At 60.5% G+C, this 8,540-nt stretch carries 6 protein-coding genes and 2 pseudogenes; 3 read left to right on the top strand and 5 right to left on the bottom strand.

Features of this window, described 5'->3' with window-relative positions; all coding sequences use genetic code 11:
* The 4 genes from NKI47_RS34145 to queC all read right to left on the bottom strand — a co-directional run.
* The coding region (locus tag NKI47_RS34145) for a cation:dicarboxylate symporter family transporter (protein WP_352596078.1) at positions 1-226 on the bottom strand (226 nt) is incomplete at its 3' end.
* Positions 227-584: 358 nt separating this feature from the next.
* The gene (gene queE / locus NKI47_RS34140) at positions 585-1,319 is read right to left on the bottom strand and encodes a 7-carboxy-7-deazaguanine synthase QueE (protein ID WP_352596075.1); all 735 of its coding nucleotides are present in this window, start codon (positions 1,317-1,319) and stop codon (positions 585-587) included.
* Entirely contained in the window at positions 1,316-1,672 is a 357-nt protein-coding gene (queD, locus tag NKI47_RS34135; protein WP_352596072.1) for a 6-carboxytetrahydropterin synthase QueD, read from the bottom strand. The genes queE and queD overlap by 4 nt, the downstream gene beginning before the upstream one ends.
* Positions 1,672-2,370 carry a 7-cyano-7-deazaguanine synthase QueC gene (gene queC / locus NKI47_RS34130; protein WP_352596069.1) on the bottom strand — a complete coding sequence of 233 codons (699 nt, stop codon included), beginning with the start codon at positions 2,368-2,370 and terminating at the stop codon, positions 1,672-1,674. Before queC ends, queD begins: the two co-directional genes overlap by 1 nt.
* A gap of 671 nt (positions 2,371-3,041) precedes the next feature.
* On the opposite strand from queC, the pseudogene NKI47_RS34125 reads away from it, so the two are divergent.
* Positions 3,042-4,381 (top strand): annotated as a pseudogene (locus NKI47_RS34125) (ISNCY family transposase).
* A gap of 843 nt (positions 4,382-5,224) precedes the next feature.
* Here the strand turns inward: NKI47_RS34125 and NKI47_RS34120 are convergent.
* Entirely contained in the window at positions 5,225-6,262 is a 1,038-nt protein-coding gene (locus NKI47_RS34120) for an IS110 family RNA-guided transposase (RefSeq protein ID WP_352596066.1), read from the bottom strand.
* Positions 6,263-6,417: 155 nt separating this feature from the next.
* Here NKI47_RS34120 and NKI47_RS34115 point away from each other — a divergent pair, with 155 nt between their 5' ends.
* Together NKI47_RS34115 and NKI47_RS34110 are read left to right on the top strand one after the other, a co-directional pair.
* Positions 6,418-7,791 carry a transposase gene (locus NKI47_RS34115; RefSeq protein ID WP_352473781.1) on the top strand — a complete coding sequence of 458 codons (1,374 nt, stop codon included), beginning with the start codon at positions 6,418-6,420 and terminating at the stop codon, positions 7,789-7,791.
* 286 nt (positions 7,792-8,077) lie between these two features.
* Positions 8,078-8,540: pseudogene (locus NKI47_RS34110) on the top strand (NADP-dependent malic enzyme); the annotation flags it as partial.

Genomic DNA, 8,540 nt, shown 5'->3' with positions numbered 1-8,540 from the left:
TGCCGGCAATGCCGGTCGCAATTGTCAGGAAGATGACAGGCGCGATGATCATCTTGACCAGCTTGATGAAGGCATCACCCAGCGGCTTCAGGCTCTCGCCGGTCCCCGGATAGAAATAGCCAATTGCGACGCCTAGGGCGATGGCGGCAAGCACCTGCGCGTAAAGCTTGGCATAGAAGGGTTTGCGGGGCGCGGGGCCAGCGCTGCGGACTTGTGCAGCTGACACTGTTTCTTTCCCTGACCGGATCGAGGTGGGTTCCTCCCGCCCAGGCTTCTCCCGTCGCGGCGCTCCGGTCGAACGCTGCACCAACGCTGCCGCAAGCTCCGTGCCAAAACGCGGCGGCGCGAGAAACGCGCAGGACCTCTCACGCCGTGCTTGTGCGGATTTCTGTACTCGCCGCTGGCGCGTGCCCTTCATCGAAGGAAGGGCCGACTGTCGGGGATTGGAGGTCGCTCTGGGCGTTACACGCAGGCTGGCAGCCGCTGGAAGGCCGTCGACGCAAGCACTTTGACTGCGATCGGCATCCAGATGGTCGACATCTTGTTGTGGTTATGCCCAAGGCCGTCGCCCTAGCGGGCCTAGGCTAGACGGCTCTCTTGTTACCCCAGAGCATAACGTGCAGCTGCGGCAGCACACGGGCTTCGAACCACCTGTCGCGGGTCACGCTATCAACCAGCCACTCCATGCGCTTCAATATTCCGTCAAGGTCGACAGGCGCGTCTTCATTTGCGGGGCGTGGCGGCGTGTGATTGCCGGGTTGCAGATAGATCGGAAGTCGCGGAAATCTCGCAGCGGCGTCCTTCGCGTAGGCGTAGTCCCTTTCGTCGAAAACAATGAGCTTGAGCACGACTTGCGGCCTGCCTTGTGCCGCCTGGAGGCACGCCTCGAAAGCGGCCCAATCGGTCGTCATTTGGCTTGACGGCGGCTTTGGGCTGAGGACTAGCACGTCAAGGTCGGCAAACCAGTCCCTGGCCACCGAACCTTGGGTTTCCAGCGCAAAACGGTAACCTTCACCATGGCCTCGCTCGATGAGCGCGCCGAGCGGCTGGATGGCCGGATTGCCGCCTGACAGCGACACCATCAGCGGGCGGCCACCGGAAAGCGCAAGCACGTTTTGCCACACCGCGCCAATGGACATCATCTCCCATTCATGGCGGAATTGATTGTCCACCGCATGCAGGCTGTCGCACCAGGAACAGCGATAATCACACCCGCCGGTTCTGACGAAGACCGTCGGCAAACCGATGAGCACGCCCTCGCCCTGGATCGTCGGCCCGAAAATCTCACTCACGCGAATTGCCGGATGCGTATGGGTCATGGCCGGTACTCCGCCCAGGTTTTCGGCGTCTCGCTGACCCGCACGGCCGAGGTCTCGGGCAGGCGTGCCTTGCACCATCCATAGAAATGTCTGGCCAGACATTCCGCCGTGACTTGCTCATGCCCCAGCACCTCGTTGAGATGTCGGTGGTCGAAGCTCTCGTCGATATAGCGTTTGAGCGGCGCCAGATCATGATAGTCGCGCACGAAGCCGTGCTCGTTCAGTTCCTTCGCCGATAGCTCTACTTCGACGATGTAGTTATGCCCGTGCAGGCGCGCGCATTGGTGCTCGGGCGGCAGAGAGGTGAGCTGATGCGAGGCCGAGAAGTGGAATTCCTTGGTGATGCAGAACATTACACGATCCTCCTGCGCAGCGCGTCGAGCCAGAAGTCGGAGTCCTCGTAGTCGGTGGGGTCCGGGTGCCCTGCAAGATGAAACGCCTCGCGCCGCTCGACGCAGGTCCCGCACCGTCCACAATGACGCTCGCCGCCCTTGTAGCAGGACCAGGTCTCCGCAAATGGTGTGCCGTATCTTGCTCCATCCTGGACGATGTCCGCCTTCGTGAGGTTCACATAAGGGGGATAAAGGCGAATGTTCGCGTAGCCGTCGAGCGCGCGGTCTTGCATGATCTGGAAAGTGTCGATGAAGGCCGGGCGGCAATCGGGATAGATGAAATGATCCCCACCATGCACGGCCGTCGCAACCGCTTCGGACTTCTGCGCGGCGGCGAGACCGAAGGCAATTGCCAACATGATGGCGTTCCGGTTCGGCACCACCGTGACCTTCATCGTGTCTTCGGCGTAGTGGCCGTCCGGCACGTCCACATGATCGGTCAGCGCGGAGCCGGAAAGGCCGCGGCCGATTTCGCGGATGTCGATGATGCGGTGCGGGACGCTCAGACGCTCCGCGCAAAGGGCGGCGAAGCCCAATTCCTTCCTGTGCCGTTGGCCGTAATCGAAAGATAGGAGGCCGGCGAGCTCGTGCTCCGCTGCCACCTTGTGAGCAAGCGAAACGGAGTCCAATCCGCCGGAGCAGACGACGAGAGTCTTCATCGTTGGGGTCCCTGTTTTGACCGGGTAGGCTGCGACCGGAGATATCTCTGCGCTCCCAGTACTCCAGGGAGTCTGTTTTGTGAACCGGGGGGTTTGATGCGCTGACGTGCGCAGGGCGCCGTCAGGCAGGCTCCCAAGCCTGAAAGAAGGCACGGACTAACGAAAAGATACTGTTCGGCAAATGTTCAAACCCAAGCATAACCAGAATGCGCTGAAGGAGGAATTGCCCGATCTTCGGAGACAAGGTTCTCGACGCTTTGATCGAGCGCCTGGTGGTCCCGAGCTTCGAGAGACGTCTGGTGAGCTTTCCTTTTCAACACTGCTTCTCCGATCTGCCGACTAAGGTTAGTCCGCATGCTATGTCCTGCCTCGCAACCGAAAGTGAGACCGGCCGATGGCGTCTTCTATCTATCGCTTTGTTAAGCAAAAACTGTTGTCACACGGTGTTGGAAACACGGCCGACGGCAACCTTGCAATTACCGACAGGAGATTGTTCCTTGACTTCGTTCATCTAGAACGAGGGGTTAGGCTAGTTTCCGTCCACTAACGCCAAAGCATTGATGTTATTGATTAAATCGTGATTTTGCGAAGGCAAGGCCCGGCGGTTTCAGGTACACTTTGGTCTCATGCCACTGATTCCAAAGTACAATCTGCAACCGCCGGAGCCGACAATGCGACAAGAACGCACCGTCCAAGCCAGCATATTCGATCTTTTCGCCGCGCACGAGATCGGCCACGAACTGAAGGCCATGTCGCACTGGCTGGACGAGCGCCGCGATCTGCTTGGCTTGGTGGCGCGAGATTTGGGTCGGCACGGCGTCAAGGCCACCGGACGGCAAGGCCTACCTGCCGAGGCGGTGTTGCGCTGTGCGCTTCTCAAGCAATACCGACAACTGACCTACCAAGAGGGCCTTCCATCTTGAGGACTCCGCGTCGTTTCGAGCCTTTGCGCGGCTGCCGTGGTCATGGAGCCCGCAGAAGTCGGTGCTGCAAAAGACGATCAGCGCGATCCGGCCCGAGACTTGGGAAGAGATCAATCGGGCGCTGCTGTCGAATGCTCGGCAGGCGAAACTGGAAGACGGCACTGTCGTGCGGCTGGATAGCACAGTGACTTCAGCACTCATGCACGAACCGAGCGACAGCAGCCTGCTGTGGGACGCCGTCCGAATCATGGTGCGCCTGTTGAAGCAGGCTGATGCCTTGGCCGGCGGCGCCGGCTTGGCATGGCACGATCACTGCCGCGCGGCCAAGAAGCGCGCCCCCAAGATCCAGTTCACACGCGGTCGACCCAATCGTGTTCTGCTCTACCACGAACTGATCGGGATCACCCACGCCACCTTGGCCTATCTGCGACAGGCGACGGCGCAATTGGCCGTGGCGGCCAACCCACTCATCGAACTCTGGCAGGCCCAGGTCTGTCACTATCGGCCGCTGATCGAGCAAATCATCACACAAAGTGAGCGGCGGGTGTTGGCAGGCGAGCTGGTGCCGGCCAGCGACAAGCTGGTCAGCCTGTTCGAGCCCCATGCCGATATCATCGTCAAAGGCAGCCGCGACACCGAATATGGCCACAAGCTCAACCTGACCACCGGCAGGAGCGGCATGATCCTCGATCTGGTGATCGAGGCGGGCAATCCGCGCGACAGCGATCGATTGCTGCCCATGCTGGAACGCCACATCGCCTTTTATGGTCACGCACCGCGGCAGGCGGCGGCCGACGGCGGCTTTGCCAGTCGCGACAATCTGGCTACAGCCAAGATCTTGGGCGTTCGCGACATGGCATTCCACAAGAAAGCCGGCCTCAGGATCGAGGACATGGTTAGAAGCAATTGGGTTTACCGCAAGCTGCGCAACTTCCGTGCCGGCATCGAGGCCGACATCTCATGCCTCAAGCGCGCTTACGGCTTGGCGCGCTGCACCTGGCGCGGGCATTGATCACTTCAAGAGCTACATATGGTCCTCGGTCGTAGCCTACAATCTCGTCCTCTTCGCACGTCTCAAACCGACCTGATGCCGAGCCACCATCGGAACTGCGGCGCACCGGCCAGAGCTGGGCCCCGCAGCGTGCGCGCGATTGCGCCCACATCGCCCTTTGCGCCGATCCCAGCGTCCTAGATCCTGCCCATCCTCCAAAAAAACGAGTCGACGAACGGCAAGTGGTTGCAAATGTTCGCAAAAAGAAGCGTTTATGGACGGAAACTAGGCTAGAGGATTTCGCGACAGTCCAGTCTGCCGTGGTGGCGATTGAAAATCGTTGCTTGTCAATGGGTAAACGTCACATTGCGGTGTTTGCGTATATGTATCTCAGGTTTTCGGATGCGACCCCAAAGCTTACCCACCTGGACATCGAGCTTGAGGAAGGCGGTGTCCGCCGAACAGTCGACTACCGGCGTTGGGTGTCGTCGACAGAACGACTTGTCGGTGAGTGGGCTGCCGTGTGGTACGACCGCTATTCTAAGAGTTTCTTTCGTGCGGTTTATGAGAGCAACAGCGCCACAGCGGACTAGCGAAAGAATACCTAATCGTCCGCAAACCATCGATAGTGTTGAAAAAGTCCGGGTTGCAGCAGTCCTGAAGCACTTCTCTATTCGGCATGTTGAGGTCAAGCGCTTTCGAGCTTGCGGCTTCTCCGGCGTTTGACGTCTTTCGCGGGGCCTCGCTTCTCTACGGGATCGGCTTTAGCCCTCCCAGCATGGGATCAGGAGAATGAAGCGGCACAATCTGATTCGCGGCCTGATCGGCTGCAGTGAGCGACCGGTCCGAGTGCTTCAACGAACTCGCCTCATCCATCATCCCGCGAAGGACGTGCTTCCGCCGGTGGCGGAACTTGTCTCTCTCCTTACGGCCTTCCCGGTCAGATAGCGGCTGGCGAGGCCTCCCGCGTGCAGCGGAATTCGGTGCCGTCCACCCACATGCGGTGCATGATGACCGCCAGCCGGCGGGCGAGTGCCACGATCGCTTTTCGCAGACCGCACCGCTTGGCGACATTCATCGCCCACGCCTTCAGCCATGACCACTTCTTGACGCGCGTTAGCATCACTTGGGCGGCTTCGTAGAGCAAGGTGCGCATCATCCCGTCGCCGCACAGCGAGACGCGACCGACGCGGTGACTTTCACCTGATTGGTTGAGCACCGGCGTCAGTCCCAGGATGAACCCCACCGTTTTGGAGTTTCTGAATCGCTGTGGAATGTCGATCGTCGCGGCATAAGCCAGCGCCACCACAGGACCAACGCCGGAGATCGTCATCAAGCGCCGACAGACCTCATCGTCCCGCACGATTCTCAGAACTCTGCGATGTAGAACTGTAAACTGTTCTCGCAGCTTGCAGCGCGCCTCCAGCAGCGGCGTGACAATTTCGGCCAGTTCACAGCGTCCTTCGACGAGCTCGCGAATCCGATCCTCAAACTTGACGGTCCCGACGACGCCAACCTTGAGCCCAAAATTGCGCGACAGGCCGCGCAGGTCGTTCTCGATGGCGAGGGCCTTTTCCTGCAGCAGCTTGCGCGCCGTCAGCAGCGCGCGGCGCTTCTGGCTCGTCAGCGTCTTGACATGCACCGGGCGGAACAGGTTGACGCGCATCATCTGTGCGATGCCGCGCGCATCATTGCGATCCGTCTTGTTCGGCCGCGCCTTGAGGAATGCCTTGGTGTGTCGGGTCTCGATGCAGATTGCCGGCAAACCGGCCCTGGCCAGGCCTTCGAACAGCCATTGCGACAACGGTCCGGCCTCGAGCCCGATCCGCTCGATGCGCAAGGCGGGATCTTTCAGAACCGCGGTGAGGTCGTCGGGGTGGCTGACCACCTTGACTTCGCGGCAGATCTTGCCAGTTTCATCGACAATGCAAACGGCGGTCTCTTTTACCGAGATATCCAATCCGGCATAATGCTTCATGCTGCGTTTCCTTTCCTGATGCTTGTGGCTGTAGCTGCAGACCACGTTCTATCATCAGCTCGGAGCGCAGCACCTCCGTCCATCACCGTCAAAGATGGGGCTCAAGCCGAATATCCCATCTGATTCAATCTTCGTCGTAAGAGGAGATTGAGTCGATGATGGGCGAGCAAAGTGTGATGCAGGAGGAGCTGTTCTACGGCTTCAGCCTGGAGCGGCATGTGCCGGCGGATCACCTGCTCAGAGCGATCGACCACTTCGTCGACCTGTCCGCCATCCGCCAGCATCTGGCGCCCTTCTACAGCCCGATCGGCCGTCCCTCGATCGACCCTGAGCTGCTGATCCGCATGCTGATCGTCGGCTATTGCTTCGGCATCCGCTCGGAGCGCCGGCTGTGCGAGGAGGTACATCTGAACCTGGCCTATCGGTGGTTCTGCCGGCTTGGCCTCGAGGGTGATGTGCCTGACCACTCAACCTTCTCCAAGACCCGCCACGGCCGCTTCCGCGATGCCGACCTGCTGCGCGAACTGTTCGAGACCGTCGTCCGGCGCTGCATAGCTGAAGGGCTCGTCGGCGGCGAAGGCTTTGCGGTCGATGCCAGCATGATCGTCGCCGACGCCCATCGTCAGCGCGGGATCGAAACGGCCGAGGACCTCAATCCCAAAGCCAAGCGGGCCGTGGCTGAGTATCTCGCCACTCTGGATGACGCCGCCTTCGGGGCCGCCACGCCGGTGGAGCCCAAGTTCGTCTCCCCTGTTGATCCCGCCGCGCGCTGGACTGCCGCTTGGGGTGGCCCAGCCGTCTATGCCTATTGCACGAACTATTTGATCGACGTGGAGCACGCCATCATCGTGGACGTGGAGCCCTCGACCGCGGTGCGCCAAGCCGAGGTGACGGCCGCCAAGACTATGATCGAGCGGGCGCACGACGAGCTCGGCCTCTGGCCGGAGCGGCTGATTGCCGACACCGGCTACGGCTCGGCCGAAATGCTGAACTGGTTGGTGCATGAGCGTGGGATCGAGCCGCATATCCCGGTCTTCGACAAGTCTAGGCGCAAGGATGGCACCTTCTCGCGCGACGACTTCACCTACGACCATAAGGCCGATACATACATCTGTCCTGGCGGGAAGACGCTCAGGCAGCGCCAGAAGACCTATCGGATGCCACACCCTCTCGTCGACGAGAATGGCATGATGCGCTATCGCGCCAGCAAGCTGGATTGCGACGCCTGTGCCCTGAAGCCCAGCTGTTGCCCGAAGGAGCCGGCGCGCAAGGTGCTGCGCTCGATCTATGAGGGCGCGCGCGACATGGCCCGCGACATCGCAAAGACAGACGCCTACCAGACCTCACGCTATCAGCGGAAGAAGGTGGAGATGCTGTTCGCGCACCTCAAGCGCATCCTGAAGCTCGATCGATTGCGATTGCGCGGCCCCTGTGGTGCCCGCGATGAGTTCCACCTTGCAGCCATCGCCCAGAACCTCAGGAAATTGGCCAAGATTTGCACCCTCGGAACAAACGTCCGAGCCACTTAAGGCGAGGAGGTCGCGTCGACCTTAATCAAGACGCTTCGGTGCGAGTGGATCCACGGCTTCATCGCCGACTTCTTCAACACTATCCATCCGAAGCAGACATTCGGCGGCGTAGCTCGTAACAGCACCCCGCCCGTCATCCCAACATTTCAATGGCAGACCACACAGGCCGGACCGGCGATGCGAAGCCATGAGCGTCGCGCTTGCGACATATCACCTCTCGAAAAGCCTCGGCTGCATGCTAAGAGACTCAAAACATCAAACGGACTGAACTGAGGAGGCGGCCGTCATGACAAGCGAAAGCAAAAAGGCGGCCCGATCCGACCTCGACGAAGCAGCGCTCTATTTCCATAAGCACCCCCGTCCCGGAAAACTTGAAATCCAGGCGACGAAGCCGCTCGGCAATCAGCGCGACCTGGCGCTTGCCTATTCGCCGGGGGTCGCCGCCCCCTGCCTTGAAATCCGCGACGACCCGGCAACCGCCGCCGACTATACAGCCCGTGCCAATCTGGTCGGCGTTGTCACCAACGGTTCGGCGGTGCTCGGCCTCGGCAACATCGGTCCGCTCGCCTCCAAGCCGGTGATGGAGGGCAAGGCGGTGCTGTTCAAGAAGTTCGCCGGCATCGATGTCTTCGACATCGAGATCGACGCACCGGGCATCGAGCGCATGGTCGAGACGATCTCGGCGCTGGAACCAACCTTCGGCGGCATCAACCTGGAAGACATCAAGGCGCCCGAATGCTTCGAAGTCG

It is taken from the genome of Mesorhizobium sp. M0633 (assembly GCF_040320645.1).
Classification (GTDB): domain Bacteria; phylum Pseudomonadota; class Alphaproteobacteria; order Rhizobiales; family Rhizobiaceae; genus Mesorhizobium.
Note: the sequence above shows the minus strand (reverse complement) of the source record. Positions and strands in the feature narration are given on the sequence as shown.

What these genes read in the sequence shown, in the direction of transcription:
- NKI47_RS34115 (WP_352473781.1), top strand. Translation starts at nt 6,418, where the DNA reads ATGATGGGCGAGCAAAGTGTGATGCAGGAGGAGCTGTTCTACGGCTTC.
- queC (WP_352596069.1), bottom strand. Translation starts at nt 2,370, where the DNA reads ATGAAGACTCTCGTCGTCTGCTCCGGCGGATTGGACTCCGTTTCGCTT.
- queD (WP_352596072.1), bottom strand. Translation starts at nt 1,672, where the DNA reads ATGTTCTGCATCACCAAGGAATTCCACTTCTCGGCCTCGCATCAGCTC.
- queE (WP_352596075.1), bottom strand. Translation starts at nt 1,319, where the DNA reads ATGACCCATACGCATCCGGCAATTCGCGTGAGTGAGATTTTCGGGCCG.
- NKI47_RS34120 (WP_352596066.1), bottom strand. Translation starts at nt 6,262, where the DNA reads ATGAAGCATTATGCCGGATTGGATATCTCGGTAAAAGAGACCGCCGTT.